Origin of the sequence: Leisingera sp. S132 (genome assembly GCF_025144465.1) — a bacterium.
Taxonomy (GTDB): Bacteria; Pseudomonadota; Alphaproteobacteria; order Rhodobacterales; family Rhodobacteraceae; genus Leisingera.
In genome coordinates this window covers 990,001-1,008,695 of record NZ_CP083553.1, presented here as the reverse complement: position 1 = coordinate 1,008,695, position 18,695 = coordinate 990,001, and the positions used below count along the sequence as shown (strand labels likewise).

Below are 18,695 nucleotides of genomic sequence, written 5' to 3'. Positions count from 1 at the left end.
TTGGACACTGGAATCGCCATCCGTCAGCAATCGATTGTCGATTGTAGTCAATTATAGTCAATGAACTGCCAGTCAGAGCGTTGCTGCGCGTTGTCGCAATTGCATGTGGTGCTGTGCGGGAAAAGCTTGCCGTGGCGCAGGGCTTTCCAATCTGCTGCTACCTGGCAGCTGCGGTCAGCGCATCTGCGTGGTGTACTTCGTTGGGCACAAGCCGCGCAAGGTCGGCGTCTGACAGGCCGGCCAGGGCGGGCAGCGTGTGGCGGATGTCGCCGTAGTCCCCCGCAATAGCATCGGCGAGCAAACGCACCAAGTCTCCCGGTGTATCAGCTCGCGTGACAATCCGCGCCACAGGCCCGAACGTCGCCACAGCGTCTTCCTGGTTCCGGTAGGTGCCGGCCGGGATTGTCATCGGTGAGAGGCCAGGCACGCGGGTGAAGATGGCATCGACCATGTCCGCCGGTATCTCGAGCAAGCGAACGGGGCACCGCCGGTGCGCCTCAACCATCGACGGGTTGCCAAGGCCGGAAACCCAGAAAAGCGCATCCACCGTTCCGTCGCACAACCGCTGGGCCTGGGTGTTCGGGCCAAGCGCAAGCCGACGATCCAGGGCGATGTCAAGCGCGGCCACCTCTATCAGCGCCAGCGCGATCTGCCGTGTACCGGATTGCGGCACACCAACGTTGACAGAGCGGTTTGTGAGATCGGTCAGGAGCCTTATGTCCGAACTGGCACGCACCGCGACATGCAAGGGTTCGGGATGCAGCGCCGCGATCGTGGCCAGATCGGGCGGCCTCACGCTTCGTGCCGCCATGGCGTTCGACTGAACAATGGCGAAGGTCAGCTTGCCGTCTTTTAAGCCCTCGTAATTCTCCACCGTACCACTTGTCGCCACGATGCCGCAACGATACCCGTGCGCAAGCGCATGTGCGTTGACGGACCGGCAAACCTTTGCCGCGATGGGGAAATAGATGCCTTTTACACCTCCGGAGCCGAATGCGAAGAACTTGTCTGCATCCTGCGCGCGCAGCGGGCCCAAAGCCGCGAACGCGACAGACAGGAAAAGTGCCAACCCCAAGAAACCAAAACATTTCACGGCAACTTTCCTCAACCTAAAGAAAATTCTCTCAACTTTAGAACGAATCGTGTATATTTGTCATTATGAAAAAAAGCTTTTTCATATACACATTACTTGCTGCAGTGGCGCTTTCTTCGGTCACGCCCTCAGCGGCCGAGCCTCTGTATCTTCTGGCCCAGGGCCGAGCCGAATTCGAAATCGAACCGGCGCCGTCGAAAATCCTTAACGATGGTGTGCTTGACCAGCTTCGCGACCAGCTCGAGGTCCGCTGGCTTCAGGATCGCCAGATACTACCGACCAATTCGTGGAAAACGCGCGAGGACTACCTCGTGATCGACCCGCTTGCGGAAAACGACTGGTCGCGTCTGTCGCTGCGGATAACATTGCCGACCAATCTTCAGCTTGTTGAGAAATCGTTCGAAGTGCAGCTTGAGGTCTATGTCGAACCGGTGGCGCAGGTGGCCTTCTATGGGGTGCAGGTTGTCGACCAGATCAAAAGCAAGGTGGTGCGTGAGTCGCTTTATCCCGATGCGCTCGATCAACTGGGCCAGGCCAACCACTTTGTGCTGAAGCTGAACGAGATGCAGCCGACCAACGTGATCTACAACCGCGCGGCCTCGCTGGTAGAGCCACGGTCGAACCTGAGCGCCGACGCGGCGCTTGAGGTCGTGCAGGACCTGATCCTCATCTACCGGATCGACGGCAACCGCTATTACCTGCACGAACTGGCCAAGGCGCTGAGAAAGTACCTGGCCCATGCCGAGGCACTGCCGTGGCAGGATCTTGAATTTCTGCGCCAGCTTTACCTGCACCCGAATTTCGCGGCGCTGAGTCCGACCTTGCAAGCGCGGCATCTGCACGAAATCGCGCTGCAATTTCACAACGCGGCGGATACGGATTCCATCGTCTCGGAATCGAACGGGACAACAAACCGCGATTTCGCCATGACACTGCTCAACAATATCCGCCTGCCCGAAGACCAGCCGCAAACCGAGGCCTACGAGAACGACATCCAGAACGCATTGCAGCTTCGCCTTCAGGTCACCTGCGCGGTCTCGACCGCCGGCTGTTTCAGGGAAATGCTTGAGGCGCAGCAGATCGATGCGCGCCACCCGATCGACGAACGGCGGATGGCGATCATGCTGAACCGCTACACGACCGAGCTTGAACTCATTTCGCGCCAGAGAGTTAAGAACGCAAGAAGCGACGGCGATTTCGTGGCGAGGGTCGCAGAAAGCCGGAAACTTGCGCAGCTCTGGTCGGTGTTTTCCTGCACGCTAGAACAGAATGACGGACGCCTTGCCCTTCTGGAATTCGATGAGCGCTTCGAAACTGTATCCAGATGGGCGCCCGCTATTAGAGAGAAGGCCGGACTGAGCTGTTGACGCGTCTGCGCCCACGCAGGCGGCATGACGCCACTGGCCGCAGCCGCAGACGAAAAGGAGGATGAGACATGAACCGACGCCTAATGGCCGCCATGTGCCTGATCCTGATGATGGGGTTTGTCCCGGTCGCCGGGATGACAACCGAACCGCCCCCACCCGGGTGCCCGCCCGCGCTTCCACGATGCTAACGCGTCTTGCAGGTGCCATTGCCGGGCTACTGATGTGCCTGTCGCAGGTGTCGGCGGAAGAAACGCCGTTCACGGCAGAGGAAGACGCGCAGATTGCCGCCGCGGATGCCCGCTTCGGCGTTGGCGACTATACGGGCGCCTATGAGATTCTGTCCGCGATGAACGACGAGGTGCTGTCCAGCACTGACGCGCGGACCGAACAGCAGAAACGCCTGGGCAAAGTGCTGCTGCGGCTGGGTGATTACGACGGCGCCATCGCGGCCTTCACGAATGCCATCGAGTTTCCGCTGAGCGATCAGACAACAGCACTGACGGATCGTTGCTATGCCTACCTGCAAGTGAACCTCCTGCTCGACGCGCAACAAGATTGCAGCCAAGCTCGGCGCGAGGTGGAACTGGCGCGCTTACTCGGGTCGAACGATCCGATCGAGTGGCTGACACAGGAATACCGCTCTGTCTCGCTGTCGCTGATCGAGGCGTCGCTTTTTCGCCGGTCGGGCCAGCTGCGGCAGGCGCTGGAGATTCTGGACGGCGCGACGGCGGTGATAGAGAGCAGCGCGAAGGACACGACCCGCGACGCGACCTTGCGTCTGCGGGTCGAAGACAACTGGCCACTCTACCTGTCGCGGGCCGACGTCATGGGCGAGATCGGGCGATACGAAGAGGCCCTAGCAAGCCTCAGCCAACTTGAGGCTGTCGTGCCGGACAGCGAGTTGCACCGCGTTCTCGCGACCCGAGCCTCACTTTTGCGCAATTCTGGCGAGCTTGAGGCCGCCGTGGGGGCTTGGCTTCGAGCCGCCGAGGCCGTGCCCTTACTGCAAGAGGAGAGTGGCTCGCTCGCGCGTGCCGCCAACGAATACCTGTTTCTCGCCTGCGCGTCGCTTCTGCGCGCGCAACGCCACGAAGAAGCGCTTGGTCCCTGCGGCAAGGTTGCCGAGGCGGACAAGACCAACGGCTATTTTGCCGAAGCTAACGCCGTGGCACTTCTACGCGCGCGGGGCTGGGCACAGGCCTGGCCGGAGGCCATGCGCGCCGTGCAATTGCAGGAAGAGACGCCCATCGGCACGCTGACCCTGCGGCAGTTCCTCGCTTCGGCGCAACAGTCGGCGGCAGAGACCCTGGTTCCGCGATCCCCTGGCGATGCCCCCGCCTTGACCGATCGCCTGCCGCAGGATGCTGCTGGCTTCGGGCTGGTCAATCAAGCGCGTCGTTACCTGGGTCTGTCGGAATAGCCGGGGCGTTTGCCGAAGGGAGGAATACTGTCATGAACCGGATCTGCGCCATCCTGCTGGTTTGCCTGCCCACCGCCGCTGCAGCGCAGTTCACCAAACCGTCGCTGGGCGAGCGCGGGCCGGACAATTTCGCCCGTATCGTCGTGGGGCCGGACGATTACGGTTATGTGCTGCTCGACGCGATCTGGAGCAATGTGGCCATTCCCGTTTGTTGGGAAGATCCTCAACCTGAGACAGAGGCGTATCGCGCCGCCGTGCGCAAAGCCATCGACGAGACCTGGGTGCGCTATTCGAAGCTTCTGTTCTCAGGCTGGGAGGCCTGCGCCGACGGGAACGTGCGCGGCATCCGTATCCGGATCGCCAATGATCACCCCCACGTCAAGGCGCTTGGCAAGCGGCTGAGCGGCGTGCCCGACGGGATGGTGCTCAATGCCGTCTATGAACTCGACGGCTTCGACGTTTGCCTTGCCAACGACACGATGTATGACCTTTGCACACGCGCCATTGCCGTTCACGAATTCGGGCATGCCATCGGACTGTCGCACGAGCACAACCGAACCGACCGTGACAGCGCGTGCACCGAGGCGCCCCAAGGCACGCAGGGCGACGAGGAACTGACGCCATACGATCCGGATTCGGTGATGAACTATTGTAATCCGGACTACGGTAATTTCGGCAAGCTAAGCCATTTCGACGTGCTGTCGGTGCAACTTTTGTATGGAGAGCCCGAATGAGATCCCTGCTCACCCTTCTTGCCCTGTCGCTTGCGCCCGGCATGGCTGTGGCGCAATCGCAGCTTGCGCTTATCAGCGAGGTGCGGAACGCGACCGTCTACCTGCATGTCACGTTCCGCGACCCCGACAACCTACAGAACGTGTGCGTGGACGACCAGAAGGGCACCGGTTTCATCGTCTCGCCGAGTGGGGGAATGCTGACGGCGGCGCATATCCTCGCCCACGAAACCTGTGAAGCATCCGGGTTCACAAAGGTTCAGGTCGAAGGACGGATCGGGTTCAAGTCGAGCCCGCCAGTTCCCGTGTCCGTCGCCTCCATCGTGCCAGGCATTGACGTCGCTGCGCTGCGGCTTGGCGCGCGCGCCACGGAATACCCAGCGCTCACGCCGTGTTTCGTCGATGTGCCGCAAGCCGGCACCGAACTCGTGGCGTTCGGTTTCGCTCTGGGCCAGGATCTCACCACCTTGCCCGTCATCTTTCAGGGGCTGAATGACGGAGATGGCCGCTGGCGCGTGTCGTCGCAACTGACCTACGGCATGTCGGGCGGCCCCGTGACCGACAAGCAGGGCAGTGTTCTGGCCATAGTGAAATCGGGGGTTCCCGGCGCGGATGCCGTCCAGACCGTCACGCCCGTCAGTTGGACCACGTCCGCGCTCACGACAGCCGGTGTCTTCGACACAGGTGTCTGCCCGGATCCGCTTAGCGGTACCGCAACGCCCGCGTCGGATGGCACCCAGACGCCTTCGCCAACGCCCATCTACGATGTCGAGGTGGTCATAGAAGCCCGAGCGCCCGAGCGTAAGCTCGTGTCGCGTACTATTCCCTACGATTTTGGCAGCTCCGACAGATGTGACGAAGGATGGACCACGGCAGAGCTGCGTGCCTGCCTGCCGACCGGCGCTGAGATCACGCGGCTGGAAGGGCCACGGATCCTGTCTGCCGCCAATGACGGGCGCACCTGGAACAGCGCCGATCCGGATCCAGCCTGTGTCGTGCTGCATTACGGCTATTCCGACCGCGGGCTCGACCTTGAAGGGAATTGCCGCGGCGAGGGCTGGATCGCCGCCGAATGGACGATGGAAGGGATTGCCGACGGGGCTGTCGACCGGCGTCAGAATACGCTGAGTGACCGGGTGCGCGCACCGGAAGAGACTGAGCAGTCGTTGTTCTTCAATCCCCGGCCCGGTCTGCTTGACGGTCTCAACGCGTCGCGCGCCACCTGGTCGCACCGCGTATGGGTACGCGACGCCGCCGGGGTCACGATAGCTACGCTGGGAGAGAGCGCCACGACTTCGGGAAAATTCAGCACGACGCAGGACGATGGAAATGGCACAGTCACGCTTACGATCGAGCCATAAAGAGGCGCCGCCGGAACTACGCCTTTCGAACGGACCAACGCGCCGCACTGTCCTGGCGGGCGGCAGCGCCACGCTCTTGGGCGGACTTGCCATGAGCGCTGCCCGGGCCCAGGTCGATCCCGGCCGACTGCGCCGGGCCGCCGTGGTGATCGGCGTCGACCGCACCAACCGTCTGCCGCTGTTGAAAGGAGCGGCCTCAGGCGCGCGAGACATGGAGCGTTTCCTGCTGCGCGAGGGGTTCGATCCGGTGGTGCCCCTTATAGACGACAGCGGCAAAGACATTGTGACAGTCGATGTCTTCAATGCCGTCGCCGCGCTTGTCGCGCCGGGCAATCTCGACCAACTGCTAATTTACTTCTCCGGCCATGGCTTCATGCACGGGTTTTCCGATCACTGGATTCTATCCGGCGCGCCCTACAATTCAGGCGAGACCGTTGCGGTCAAAGAATCGGCGGAGCTAGCGAGATTCTGCGGCATCCCCAACGTGGTCTTCATCTCCGACGCCTGCCGCGTGCCCACGACGAACACCGCGCTCGAGCGCATTGCAGGTGGTTACAAGATCTTCCCGGCCAGCGGGGCCTACCTGCGAAACAAGGTCGATTTCTTCTTCGGCACCGCCCCCGGAAGACCCGCATTCGAGACAGCCGAGGAAAGCGCCGCGAACCACAAGGGCGTTTTTACCGAAGCTTTTCTACACACGTTCCGCGCCCCCTGGGACGACATGATCGTTACCCTCGACAACGGGCAAGAGATCATACCCAACCGCCGGATGGAGAAATTCCTTCTGTCGGAAACGCAGGTGCGGGCGGAAAAGGCCAATATCATCTTGCAGCAGGAACCGCAGATCGATGTTGTGACCCAGGTTGATCATATCTTCATCGGCCGACACATCCCGATGTCCCTCGGTCCCGGCCGCCCCGGGCCAAGCCCGCCGCCGGAAATCGTTCCCGCGCGGCGATTCGTACGGTCGGCCTTGAGTGAGATCGCCGAATTCACGGCCTCCGACGCAATGGGGAACCAGAACGGCAAGCTCTATCCGCCTGGCGGGGCGGCAAACCGCGTTTTTGCGGTCGCGCAGGCGGAAGAGCAGATTTACTTACGCGCCGTGCGTGACCGGGCCGATCCGTTTTTCGCCGCGCCAGGCGTGACGGTGGAAGGCGCGGGCATCGCGTCGGTAACGGCGCCCGCCGGTGTCGCACTCGACCCGCCGGAGCCGCTGGATATGGGGCGAACCGCCGTCGCGGCCAATCTGAACACGGCGTTGGCGGCCACCATTCTCCTGACACTGGAAAGCGGGTTCGCCCTGCCGCTTGCGGTGCTGCGCGATCAGGCCGCGCATGTTACCGTCGAGGGCGATGCGGTTGTGGATATCCGCTACACACCGCTGGCCGGAACGGAACGTGCCGAAGTCTTCCAAGCGAACCGCGACGAAATCGAGACCCTGCGCAGCGCGGTTGGCGCCGCGGTCGTGGAAAGCACGTTCCTGTTCGGCGGGTCCGCGGAGCGCGACAGCGCCGAAGACCCGGCCGAAAGTCTCGGGGCGCGCTTCGCCGAACTGGCGCCCTTCGACCCGACGTTGGCGCTTTACGCGGCTTATGCGCTTGATGCCGCGCAGCGCGACGCGCTGGTGGCGTCGGTGGCCAGGACCAGTGCAGAGGCGCTTGGCGTGCAGCTTTTCGACCTGGTGCTGCTTTCGGGCCGTGGGCCGAATGGGTTGCGCCTGCCGGAGGGGCTGGTGCCGTTCTGTCCCGCGTTCCGCCCCGGCTGGTCCGTGGTGCGGGCCCATGACATCCCCCAGCCAGCGCCGGTGCGCGCCGCCATGCCTTTCCTGACCGACAGCCCCTGGAGTGTCTTCGCACCAGAAGGGGCACGTATCCTAAAAACCGCCATTGAGAACGGAGAGCTTCCATGATTTCACGACGCAATGCCCTGACCGGCGCCCTTGCGGGGGCCGCCATCTTGCTTGGCCGCGAGTCCTTCGCGGCCAAGCCAGAGCGGATCCTCTTCGTTCACGGCCGTGCACAGGGCGGCCGCACTCCCGACGAGGTGCGCGCCGAATGGATGGCCGCGTTCCGGACCGGCTTGTCCAAGGCAGGCGTGATAAACCCAGACGGTATCGACATTCAGCTTCCATTCTATGGCGACGCGCTCGACGAGATCACCGCGCAATTCGGTCTGCCTCTGGCCTCGAAAATCAACACGCGCGGCGATGCGCTTCAGGACGAATTCCTTATCTTTCAAGAGGAAGTCGCGAACGAGATGCGGCAGGGGGCTGGGATCACTGACGACCAGATCGATGCCGAATACGGCGACAACCCGCGCGAGAAAGGGCCGCTCAACTGGGAATGGGTGCAGGCCATAGTGCGCGCCATCGACCGCAACGCCACAGGGCTCAGCCAGCGCGCAATCGAAGTCTTCCTGCGCGACGTATTCCTCTATGTCTCGCGGCCCGGCGTGCAGCGCGCGATCGACGGCATCGTGAACACGGGGCTAGACGACCGCCCGACCGTGGTTGTTGGGCATTCCCTTGGCTCGGTGGTGGCGTTCAACATCCTTAGCCAGAGGTCTGATACGCGCGTTCCCCTGTTCGTGACGCTGGGTAGCCCGCTGGGGATTCGCGCGATCCGTCAGCGTTTCACGCCGTTGAAGTTTCCGCGAGGGGTGAGCGGCTGGTTCAACGCGTTCGACCCGCGCGATATCGTGGCGCTTTACCCCCTCGATGCGGCGAACTTCGACGTGTTGCCGGCGGTGGAAAATGCCGCCGACATCGACAACCAGACAGATAATCGCCACGGAATTTCGGGCTACCTGGACAAGGAGCGCATCGCCTCCCGCGTAGTCAACGGTGTGTAATAGCGTGGCGCAGGTCAGGAGCCATGCCGGTTATCTACATACAGCCGACAATTTAAGAGCCCGGTGTCGCGCGCGCAGCGAAAGACCGCCTCGACCGGCCACTTGTAATTTGGCTTAAAAATGCAGCAAAGTCGATGAATGACCGACCTCCCCGCTGCACGGCGGCGACAATTTTTTCGCCCTTGCTGCATATCTGGTGCTGCGAGCGCTCGTAGCGAGAAAATCGAATTCACAGGAGGGGCTCGAAGCAGCCATATTCTGCTCCGATAGTAAACGGCTGCTTGTAGTTCAAACTGACCGGTTTTCGCCTTAATAACGGTAGTTTAGTTGGATAGAAACTTCCTGTAATAACTTAATGCCGCGTCATATCGAGCATCTCATGGTAGCGCTTTGTAAAGGTTGCGCGGTTCATCCCCAACTGCCTGGCTGCCTCTGAGTAGTTTCCTCGTGCCGATTGAAAGGCCTCGGCCAGTTCCGCATGCGTTGGATGTTTGGATGGGCGGCCCATATAAGCTGGAAACTGCAACCTTTTTCGTTGCGCCCGTATCCACTTGGCATCGACCCCATGTCTTTCAGCGATCTGGGCGTCCGAATTGTCTTGTTCAAAGTCATTCATCAGCAAGTCGTCAAAATCAAATCCAAACCGAGCGAGCGCTTCCAGCAAAGCCGCCCGGCGTACTGGAAAAACCTCTTTGAGCGCTTTCAACGAGCCCGTCCGTTTTATCGGCTCCAGGAACTCCTCAGCGGTTGACGGGGTGCCGATGCCGCCTCGAAACAGATATACATGGTCTTCGAATATCCTTAGTCGTGGCATTGCGAATTCTGCTGAAAAGTCCGGTGAATTTGTCAATAGGACTGTTTGGTATTTTTCGCCGTAGTTTCAAGCAAATAACGTGTACTCGGGCGCTTTTTGTTGATCAGGCTACGAGTTTGTGATTCGTCGGTGGTATGAACCACGAAAAGCGAGCGAGATGTGCAGGATTCGAAAGCCAGACACTTGAGGACGAAGTTCTTGCTTCAGTGTGCTGACAGTAACTTCAATGAAGTGGCCCGCGAATTAGGCTTGAGTCACAGCACGGTTCTTTCCGTTAGCAACTCAAGATCTGTCTCTGCCAAAGTGCAAGAGCTGATCGCTGAGAAAATCGGCGTTCATCCAGCTGAGATCTGGCCGGAGCGCTATCCAGAGTATGAAAGAAAACCGAAATGAGTCCTTAAACTCAAGGCTCTGAAAAGGTTGAGCCCGGCGGACTGCAATCCATAACCGGGCTCGGAAAACCGTAGTCTACCACGATCTCTTCCCTTTTCATCCCATTTCCAAACTCAGAAATCAAGCGCAAACGCTCCCGGTTCGCCGGGTGCGCTCGAAGAAGCTGCGTCTGCAGCATACAAGGGATGAACACAACACATGATAGATATTCAATCTGCCTGTGCGGATCTCGCAAGGCATTCGGATACATTCGTGTCAAAAACAGCGATCCGCATATCGAAAGCTGATCATCAGCGCGAGGCTGAACATGACAACGAGATCGTGCTGAAGGATGCGAATATCTCGACGCTCATGGCCGAAACAAAAGTCATCAAATCTGACAACCGTCGCCTCAGAGCGCATTTGAACAAGTTAGCTGACATGCAGTTCGGCTCCTCCAGTGAAAAAACACCAAAGATGAAGCGCAATGGCGGCCAGGATACGTCTGAGACGTCAGCTGAACCAAAAAAGCCTGATCAAGATGGTGTTTCAGCTGATCCCGAGACGGAAAAAAACTTCAAGAAGCGTGGTACGAGGGGCAAACAGCCAGTTGTTATCCCGGATCATCTACCGCGAGAAGATCGCATTGTTGAACCGGCGCAGGGCAACACATGCTCCTGTGGCTGCAGCATGCGGCCGATGGGTGAACAGGTGATAGAACGTTTGACCTACAAACCAGCTGAAGTGCGTGTCATTCGGGAACACTTTCCCAAATACATCTGTCGGCATTGCGACAAGTTTATTCAAGCAAAGGTCCCCCCACGCGCTTTCGACTACACTCGTTTCGACGATCGATTGATCGCTGGTCTTGCGGTCTCCAAGTTTGCGGATTTCGTCCCGAACTATCGCCAGGAGCAGATCTTCAAACGCTCCGGCATCAAGTTTCACCGATCCACAATGGTGCGGCTGATGGATCAGCTGGGAGATGCGTTGGTGCCGCTTCACGAGGCGTTGGCCACGAACCTGAAATCCAGCACAAAACTGAATATGGACGAGACAGTCCTGTCGCAGTTGCTGCCTGGAAACGGCAAGACAAAGACATGCTATGTTTGGGCGTTGTGCCGCGACGATCGACGCTGGTTGGGGAACGCACCGCCGGGAGTGGTCTTCAATTTCGAGGAATCCAGGCGCGGCGCACATGCCGAAAAAATCCTGAACGGATTTTCCGGCACGCTGCAAGTCGATGGTTATGCTGGCTATAATCGCCTGATGTGGGATGATCGAGACGGCGGCCCTCTGACACTTGCCTACTGCTGGGCGCACGTACGCCGTAAATTCCTTGATGTGTTCAAGGCGACCAAGTCGGAAAGGGCGGACGAGGTCATAGCGTTGATCAACCGGATTTATGATATTGAACGCGCAATTAAGGGCGCGACCGCGCCGGTTCGGCTGGCGCTGCGTCAAAAGGAAGCGAAACCAATCGTCGCCAAGCTTTTCGACCTTCTTCGTCAGGTGGCCGGTGAGATATCAATGAAATCACCGCTTGGGGCGGCGATCACCTATACAATGAAGCTTCAACATGGGCTGACTGTCTTCCTGGATGACGGGAGGGTGGAATTCGACAACAACGCAGTTGAGAACACCATTCGCCCGATTGCGTTGCTCAGAAAGAATGCGCTATTTGCCGGATCCGAAATTGGTGGCCGCAATTGGGCATTGATGGCCAGCATCATCGGCACCTGCAAGCTGAATGGTGTTGAGCCCTATGCTTACTTGACCTGGTTGTTCGAACGAATGGCCGCAGCTCATCCGAGATCTGAGTACGACAAGCTTCTGCCTTGGCATTGTCCCAAGGGGCGCTTCGGCATCGAGTAAGTCAGCATTCCAGAACTGCGTCAAACCTGTCCGGTTCCGCCGGGCAGGCCAAAGGCATGCGGGCGGGAAGCAGACCTGCGCTGCACGAGCGCCTACAACAAGCCCCTTCTCTAAAGCGGACACTTGGATTGCGGCAGAAAATCGAGAATTCACCTTGCAGTCCGGAACATAGTCCAGAGCAAGCACTGAGATAAGGTTGCTCCCTCTTGGCCCTGCTTGAAAGCATCATCATTTGGGTGCAGCTGCAAGGCTTCTGCAAAAAAGGAATTGGCGTTTTTCACAGGAGCAGATCGCCTCCACGAAACTCTAAACGTCTGTATTATCTTGTTGTAGAAATACTGCCGTTGAGCGATGGAAATTGATCCTGCAACGCGGCTCATCAAAGTAGACATTCGCCGCACCCACGAACCTGATAGCAAGCCGCGCCTTCTGCCATTTCGTAAGGGAAAGTGGTCATCCATTCATGGGTGCCATCTTTCGCCAATGGCGGCTCTTTCATCGTGGCGACGTCCGTCCCATTCGTACCCTGCGGCTATGGATATCAGCGTTTCAGAAATTCTGGGATGCGAATTACCAAATCGCGTAGCCAATTCACGATACCGGTCGGCAAGGCGTCTTTCTTGCTCACCTCCATCATATGGGCCTCGCGACGTGACACCTCTCGCGTTACCTACTCCAAGGTTGAAGCGTTCCCTCAAACCACCGTTCTCCGGGCGATCAAGGTAGTCCAGAACACACGGGGGCAACCAGTCGTCCCATGAACGATGCCGGGCTAACCGGGCCAGCACTGCGCCTAGATGCGTCTCAGCAACTTCTTTACGTCCAGCCTCCTCGGCCTTGCTCAGCGCAGTGTCTGCCCAAGAGTTGAACTCGTCCGCGTCAATGTGGCCTTCTGGATCAAGGCCCGGAATCTGGTTCCACCCCTGAAGTCCATGATACGCCAACTCTGCGAGGAATTCACGCCTCTCAGGGGAAAGTCCATCTCTCTCAGGCTCCTCTACGCCATCCCGCCGTCGATAGTGCCAACAGAGAAGTTCAATGAACAAACTAGGATCACTGGCAAGCTGTCGATGTAACGCTAGCGTTCTCTTGTGGTGTCGGTGCCCATGGCGGCACAGTAACGGTACGAAAGGTAATTCAAGGTTGGCGATTTGCTCGTCAGTAATTCCTTCCGCTTCATCGAGAAACTGGAACACTTCATCCAGCCTGTATGCTTCAGGAAAGTGTCCTTCGGGTTCTTCTCCACGCGCAATGGCCTGGAGTATATTGATCCACAGATTGGCAGATAAACGACCTTCAAAAAATTGAACGGCGGAAAACGCAGAGCGGGGTCTCTTGAAATCAAGTAACTTGGTTACGGCGTATTCAACATCTTCAACAGGTGTATCATCCCACACACGTATTGATGTCGAATTCCAGAAAGTAGCGGAGATGTCATCTCCGAGGGTTTCTGCGACTTGCCAACCGACCGGAGTTCCGGGAAGGTTCTCTGCAATCCTTGATCTGCTCTCCTCATCTTCCAGAAGGCATTGTTCTTCAAGAGCACGGACTGCTTGGTTAAGGTCGATCCAACTTGTACTCCATATCAGTTGCCTCAAAAACGTATTCGATTTATCGCTGACTTCTGACCGAAGGGCTTTGCCAAGCCAAAAAACAGCCGTTTCGACGCTTGCTTCTTGGGGTAGTAGCACTTGCGCGACGATATCTGGCTGTTTCACGCTCAAGGCAAATGCGAGAACGGCTTCATCTCCTAGTTCTTGCTCAATCTCTTGAAGCGCAGCCTGACGCCGCTCTTGTACAAGTGTATTCCGTTCTTGCCACGACAAGCGCCCTTCACCTTCGTCTTCCACCAAGGCTCGCCATTCAACATACGAATTCTCGAACAGCCATTTATGGCGAGTCGTGGGAGAATGCGGTTCAAGAGTGGCCTCCATGCGCCGCAGAGCCGCCACTAGTTCTTCTTCCTCGTCGCTTTCCTGATAGGCCTGCATGACATCACGCTGCCGGAGATTATGCCTAAGTTCAGCTTTGTCTTCGTCACTGGCGGCACTCGACCAGTTTTCGACTTCGGATACCAGACGAGCTAAGTCACTCGGGTGCAACCGTGTTACCACCTCTAGGAGCTTTTCGAGTTCCACTTTGTCGAATGGCGACATGTCGAGAAGCAGGCGGCTGGCTTCTAGGGCTGCTTCGTGAACATCTACATTTGTGGGGGTTCGCACCTCAGCATCTAGAGCCCGCCACTGCGGTCTGGCTGTTCTCGACGCGAAGCCAGGTCCACCTCCCGGTAGAAGCGAAATGCAAACATCCATTGTTGGGAGCCTGTATTGATCAGACAATCGACGCAGGACGCGCATCCGTTCATCAAGTCCAAGAGCAGTTGAGGGCAACCAAGCTAAAAACAGCGAACGTGCCGTCGATTTTGGAGAGTTTGACCAGTTATCTTCGACCTCGATCTGGCGCAATCCAAACACGATCTCGGCAACACGCGAAAAATAGCCCGGGTGCCAAGCCAAAATCTCCAACGACCAAAGTAAATTGGTTCGCAAGCACTCCCCGCTCCCGATGCCATCAGTCGTACCCATAATCGCACGTATCGCAGGTTCTGGTTTGCGAAGCTCTGCTTCCAGACAATCAAGGAATGCAGTGGGGGACGCCTCGGCCAGGGTTCGCAACTGCCCCCGAATGGAGAGCCAACGTTCTTCGTCAGCGTCTTGCATCAGTGAACGAACGATTTGGCCGATACGATGGGACAGGTCAATTCCTAGTCGCCCCCCACAGATTTCAGCACCATGCACGGACAGAATGCAGAGTGCATCACCCAAACCAGAAAGCAGAGCGCCCGAGAAATTTCGGGCGTGTCCAAGAACATTCGCCATATACCATTGGTCTTGGGGAAGATCTAAGGCGGGGTCTCTATCGCCGAGAAGCTCCAGAGCGAGTTGGAAGAAGCGATCCAAGTCGCCCCTTTCGATGTATGGCCCCACTGCGAATAGTGCATCAAGTTGCGATACAACTACGTTTACATGGCCGTAGCGAGCAATTGGTGCGTCATCTAACGAGAGCAAATCATCCCTAAGTGCCTCGACATCGCTGTCCTCTAACTCGCCAAGGAGCTGCAAAACTGTCTCATCGTCCGTGTTTTCATGTTCAACCCAAGAGCCTGCCATTGCAAAGGGGAGCAAACGTTTGGCTGATGCTCGGTCCCTTGCCCAAGTAGGTCGTCGAACGTCTGGGTCACTGGAGAGCTGGCGCCTCAGAACGGGAACAGAATGCCCCACCTTCAGCGCCAAGCTGTCGGCATCATCTCGAGGCAAACCCATACGCTCAAGCTCTGTGCGGAAAGCCTCTGCCGGGACATGTGAGAGAAGGAGAGCTTCGCGAACATCCAATCGGCCTTTGGGGTACGCGCGAACAATGGTTAAATTCCGGCGATCACCAAAGTCTGGGTCGTCACCTTCCTTCACGTCGGCAATGACAATCAGATGGCCGGGACCCGCAGAAATTCTGGCTTCGCTTGATGTCACCACAAGCGTTTCATCTAACAGTTCAACGGCATCAGCTTTGATCAACGAGGCGATAACAAATGCCACGGCCTCTTCTCTGTCGTCAGCTTGAACCGGAATGACGGATTGACGGTCCCGTAGTTTTTCCAACAAGGCCTGTTGCTCATTGTGTCTTCTGGTAGCAACAAGCCCAATCGACAATGGGGGGGGCGATGCCGTCGCCCAACTGCTCCACCACTCACGGGGTGTCTTTAGCCCAGGCGAGGCCATCCCTAGTTTTTCACCCAACCAGCGAGCGGTGGCAGGGGCTTCCTCTAGCCAAGTTTCGAGGTCTATCGCATCGTATGCTTCGACAGACGCCCAGGTGCCTTCGCGACGACGCTCTTCGAGCCAATCGTCTTTCCCGTTCCATCGTCGCGGCGTTACGAAAACAAAGCTGCTGTTTTCACGCTTGTCTTGAGAGGTTTCGTCAGTTCGCTTCCTATAGTCACCCTCAGCTTTCGCGCGAGGGTCTTGGTTGCAGCCCATTTCCCAGACCCCTCGACCCGCAGGCACCCAAGTGGTCGCAGTTTCACATTCTGTTTGCCCGTCGAGGCCAGGCAGATCGACTGCTTCGTTACCAGGAAAACGCATTGATACTAGCGAATTTGTAGTCTCGCGAATCAATCGGCGAACTAGAATTGGCAGACTGCTTCGACATTCATGACGGTCAGCCCATTGGCGTATTGCGGTTTCATCAATCGGCACCGGAACCTCGTTTGAATGTATTTCTGAAAGACAACTCAACCCAAAGATATTGGCGCCTTTGGCTTTCTTCAATCATCAAGGAGCAAAGCAGATCCGCTGTTGTTGTCTGGACTTCGCACTTGCAGAACTTCCGTTTCCCGCCCGTTGCCAGGGGAAGAGGCTTGTTTGGTGCCGGTTTTTCGCACCCTCAGCGAACAACTGGAAGGTCCCACGGGAGACGCTGGATGGTTGGAAATGCTGCACTCGGTTGCCAATGACTGCTCTGACGACCGCTGCATTGCGGCGGCGGGTTGTGACGAGTGTCTGCAATGGGCCGCAAAGTGCGCAAATTTGAGTTCTCGTATTGGCGCGTAGCGCCAATATAGGCTTTAGAGGCCTATGTCTAAAGACGCCAAATAGGGGGTCGGATGCAACGCTTACGGCAAACCCGGTGCGGTTCAACCCGGCTTTTTATGGCTTGGTTCCTTGACGTGCTGTGGCTACCCAGCCACAGCACTACTTGGCTTCCTTTGCTTCCACAGTGCTTCCAGCGGAGAGGCGGCGCCAAACGCAAGAAGCCCCGCGACTTCGGAGTGTAAAGCATTGTAATAATTTGATGTTTTTGGTTGCGGGAGCAGGATTTGAACCTGCGACCTTCAGGTTATGAGCCTGACGAGCTACCTGGCTGCTCCATCCCGCGTCAGGTTTTTTTGTATCGTTTAGAGAGATGTTTGGATTTTACTAGGTTTGGCGGTGACCTACTCTCCCAGGGCTTGAGCCCAAGTACCATCGGCGCGACAGTGCTTAACTTCCGGGTTCGGGATGGGACCGGGTGTTTCACTTGTGCTGTAGCCACCAAACCAAGAAAAATCCAACTCCGACGGCCTTGCGGAGCAAGGCTGGCGAGCGGCAGGCAGCGTATTTGCTTCAGCAAATGCGCGTTGCCGCCCGGTTGCTGTGTCACCGCCGGGTAGCGGCAGGCACAACAACCTGCGTCGGTTACAATCAACAGTCCAAGTTTTGCGTTTTGGGATGTGTTTGCTTATTTGGTTCCGTGTAACACTGTCTGTTACTGGATCAAATCAAGCCTATCGGGCGATTAGTACCGGTCAGCTGAACGCATTGCTGCGCTTACACCTCCGGCCTATCGGCGTGGTGGTCTTCCACGGCCCTCAGGGATACCTTGTTTTGAGGGGGGCTTCCCGCTTAGATGCCTTCAGCGGTTATCCTGTCCGATCATAGCTACCCAGCACTGCTATTGGCATAACAACTGGTCCACCAGTGGATCGTTCACCCCGGTCCTCTCGTACTAGGGGCAACTCCTCTCAAGTATCCTACACCCACGGCAGATAGGGACCGAACTGTCTCACGACGTTCTAAACCCAGCTCACGTACCTCTTTAAACGGCGAACAGCCGTACCCTTGGGACCTGCTCCAGCCCCAGGATGAGATGAGCCGACATCGAGGTGCCAAACACTGCCGTCGATATGGACTCTTGGGCAGTATCAGCCTGTTATCCCCGGCGTACCTTTTATCCGTTGAGCGATGGCCCTTCCACGCGGGACCACCGGATCACTATGGCCGACTTTCGTCTCTGCTCGACTTGTCAGTCTTGCAGTCAGGCTGGCTTCTGCCATTGCACTCAACGAGCGATTTCCGACCGCTCTGAGCCAACCTTCGCGCGCCTCCGTTACTCTTTAGGAGGCGACCGCCCCAGTCAAACTACCCGCCACGCAGGGTCCCGGATCCGGATAACGGACCGCGGTTAGACATCAAGAGTGCGAAGGGTGGTATCTCAAGGGAGGCTCCACCGGGACTTGCGTCCCGGCTTCGATGCCTACCACCTATCCTGCACATCACAATCCTGATGCCAGTGCGAAGCTGTAGTAAAGGTGCACGGGGTCTTTCCGTCTAACCGCGGGAAGCCTGCATCTTGACAGGCAATTCAATTTCGCTGAGTCGATGTTGGAGACAGCGGGGAAGTCGTTACGCCATTCGTGCAGGTCGGAACTTACCCGACAAGGAATTTCGCTACCTTAGGACCGTTATAGTTACGGCCGCCGTTTACCTGGGCTTCAATTCGGAGCTCTCACCCCTCCTTTTAACCTTCAGGCACCGGGCAGGCGTCAGACCCTATACGTCGCCTTACGGCTTCGCAGAGCCCTGTGTTTTTAATAAACAGTCGCCACCCCCTGGTTTGTGCCCCCGGATCCAAGTTGCCTTGAACCCGGGCCTCCTTCTCGCGAACTTACGGAGGTATTTTGCCGAGTTCCTTCAACATCGTTCTCTCAAGCGCCTTGGTATTCTCTACCAGTCCACCTGTGTCGGTTTAGGGTACGGTCTGATGGAGGGCTATTTCCAGGGACCAATCAGCGGCCCGCCCAATCCGATAAGGGCGAACAACCTTCATGATCCGTCACATCCTCCTGGCCTAGGAATATTAACCTAGTTCCCATCGCCTACGCCTTTCGGCCTCGGCTTAGGGGCCGGCTTACCCTGCTCAGATTAGCTTTAAGCAGGAACCCTTGGACTTTCGGCGAGAGTGTCTCTCACACTCTTTGTCGCTACTCATGTCAT

Annotated in this window: 11 protein-coding genes, 1 tRNA gene and 2 rRNA genes (1 of these 14 running past the window's edge); 8 read left to right on the top strand and 6 right to left on the bottom strand. The window is 57.7% G+C overall.

The features are described 5' to 3' along the window. Positions 1–157: 157 nt before the first annotated feature. Positions 158–1,069: a TAXI family TRAP transporter solute-binding subunit gene (locus K3725_RS04915; RefSeq protein ID WP_260017730.1), complete on the bottom strand. Its 912-nt coding sequence runs from the start codon at positions 1,067–1,069 to the stop codon at positions 158–160. A gap of 89 nt (positions 1,070–1,158) precedes the next feature. On the opposite strand from K3725_RS04915, the gene K3725_RS04910 reads away from it, so the two are divergent. The 6 genes from K3725_RS04910 to K3725_RS04885 all read left to right on the top strand — a co-directional run bounded on the left by K3725_RS04910 (position 1,159) and on the right by K3725_RS04885 (position 8,825). After that, positions 1,159–2,460, top strand: coding sequence for a hypothetical protein (locus tag K3725_RS04910; RefSeq protein WP_260017729.1), 1,302 nt, complete (start codon positions 1,159–1,161; stop codon positions 2,458–2,460). Between the two features lie 220 nt (positions 2,461–2,680). Continuing rightward, positions 2,681–3,880, top strand: a complete 1,200-nt coding sequence (locus K3725_RS04905; protein ID WP_260017728.1) for a hypothetical protein — start codon at positions 2,681–2,683, stop codon at positions 3,878–3,880. Positions 3,881–3,912: 32 nt separating this feature from the next. After that, a complete protein-coding gene (locus K3725_RS04900) occupies positions 3,913–4,614 on the top strand; it encodes a M12 family metallopeptidase (RefSeq protein WP_260017727.1) in 702 nt (233 codons plus the stop codon). After that, positions 4,611–5,972, top strand: a complete 1,362-nt coding sequence (locus K3725_RS04895; RefSeq protein WP_260017726.1) for a serine protease — start codon at positions 4,611–4,613, stop codon at positions 5,970–5,972. The genes K3725_RS04900 and K3725_RS04895 overlap by 4 nt, the downstream gene beginning before the upstream one ends. Continuing rightward, complete coding sequence (locus K3725_RS04890) at positions 5,941–7,884, top strand: caspase family protein (RefSeq protein ID WP_260017725.1); 1,944 nt, start codon at positions 5,941–5,943, stop codon at positions 7,882–7,884. The genes K3725_RS04895 and K3725_RS04890 overlap by 32 nt, the downstream gene beginning before the upstream one ends. After that, positions 7,881–8,825: an alpha/beta hydrolase gene (locus K3725_RS04885; protein WP_260017724.1), complete on the top strand. Its 945-nt coding sequence runs from the start codon at positions 7,881–7,883 to the stop codon at positions 8,823–8,825. Before K3725_RS04890 ends, K3725_RS04885 begins: the two co-directional genes overlap by 4 nt. A gap of 352 nt (positions 8,826–9,177) precedes the next feature. Here K3725_RS04885 and K3725_RS04880 read toward each other — a convergent pair whose 3' ends face one another. Continuing rightward, entirely contained in the window at positions 9,178–9,675 is a 498-nt protein-coding gene (locus K3725_RS04880; protein ID WP_260017723.1) for a helix-turn-helix domain-containing protein, read from the bottom strand. Positions 9,676–9,798: 123 nt separating this feature from the next. On the opposite strand from K3725_RS04880, the gene K3725_RS04875 reads away from it, so the two are divergent. Together K3725_RS04875 and tnpC are read left to right on the top strand one after the other, a co-directional pair. Beyond that, a complete protein-coding gene (locus K3725_RS04875; RefSeq protein WP_311202219.1) occupies positions 9,799–10,032 on the top strand; it encodes a helix-turn-helix domain-containing protein in 234 nt (77 codons plus the stop codon). A 198-nt stretch (positions 10,033–10,230) separates the two neighbouring features. Continuing rightward, positions 10,231–11,886, top strand: coding sequence for an IS66 family transposase (tnpC, locus tag K3725_RS04870; RefSeq protein WP_260017722.1), 1,656 nt, complete (start codon positions 10,231–10,233; stop codon positions 11,884–11,886). Positions 11,887–12,347: 461 nt separating this feature from the next. On the opposite strand, the gene K3725_RS04865 is transcribed toward tnpC, so the two are convergent. The 4 genes from K3725_RS04865 to K3725_RS04850 form a co-directional block, all read right to left on the bottom strand. Then, a complete protein-coding gene (locus K3725_RS04865) occupies positions 12,348–16,211 on the bottom strand; it encodes a hypothetical protein (protein ID WP_260017721.1) in 3,864 nt (1,287 codons plus the stop codon). A gap of 530 nt (positions 16,212–16,741) precedes the next feature. Further along, a tRNA-Met gene (locus K3725_RS04860) sits at positions 16,742–16,818 on the bottom strand. Positions 16,819–16,863: 45 nt separating this feature from the next. Continuing rightward, positions 16,864–16,978 (bottom strand): 5S ribosomal RNA (gene rrf, locus K3725_RS04855). Positions 16,979–17,196: 218 nt separating this feature from the next. Continuing rightward, positions 17,197–18,695, bottom strand: a 23S ribosomal RNA gene (locus K3725_RS04850); it runs 1,329 nt beyond the window's last position.